Origin of the sequence: Flavobacterium branchiophilum NBRC 15030 = ATCC 35035 (assembly GCF_002217205.1) — a bacterium.
GTDB classification, from domain to species: Bacteria; Bacteroidota; Bacteroidia; order Flavobacteriales; family Flavobacteriaceae; genus Flavobacterium; species Flavobacterium branchiophilum.
In genome coordinates, this window is record NZ_MUGT01000191.1 from 8,880 (window position 1) to 9,576 (window position 697).

Genomic DNA, 697 nt, shown 5'->3' on the forward strand with positions numbered 1-697 from the left:
AAAATTGCACGGATGTTTTGTTTTTTTGCTAAAATTGCACAGATGTTTTTGTTTTGTTTTCCCAGATGCACGGATGACTTTTTACTTTTCTGCTGTAACTAAATAATTTACTATATCAGTGCATCAGTGGCATCTTTTTTATAGCTGTTGAACAGCACGGATGGTTTTATCAATATATTATTCTTTTATAATTTAGTTTTAACTCTCCAAAATTTACTAAAATAGCTATTTTATTGTTAGAAACTTTTAAATAATTTATACATTGAGCATAAAATTCATTGGTTATTTTTGAAACTCCTTTGACTTCTAAAATAATTTTATCAAATACAACAAAGTCAGCATAAAATTTATGGGGTAAAATGGTATCTTTATATTCTACAACATATTCTTTTTCTCTTTGAAATGGAATATTTGCTTTTTTAAATTCATATTCTAAAGCATCTTTATAAACAATTTCAGAAAAACTAGCTCCTAAATTGTTGTGTACTTCCATGCAAATTCCTATAATTTTATAGGTTTCGTCTTGATATATATAATCAGTCATAATATTTTATAAAAATTAAAGTTTTGATTAATTATTTATTATTTTTTTTCAAAGATGCAAATTTTTCATTTATTTGCCACAGATGCACTGATTTTTTCACCTTTTTTTCTTTGCTGATTCATGTGTGTTTTTTTATTTTCTTTGCCACAGATG

1 protein-coding gene is annotated in these 697 nt (G+C 25.0%); it reads right to left on the reverse strand.

Annotated elements, in window-relative coordinates:
- Nucleotides 1-169: 169 nt before the first annotated feature.
- Entirely contained in the window at nucleotides 170-544 is a 375-nt protein-coding gene (locus B0A58_RS15650) for a GxxExxY protein (RefSeq protein ID WP_089081815.1), read from the reverse strand.
- Between the last annotated feature and the right edge of the window lie 153 nt (nucleotides 545-697).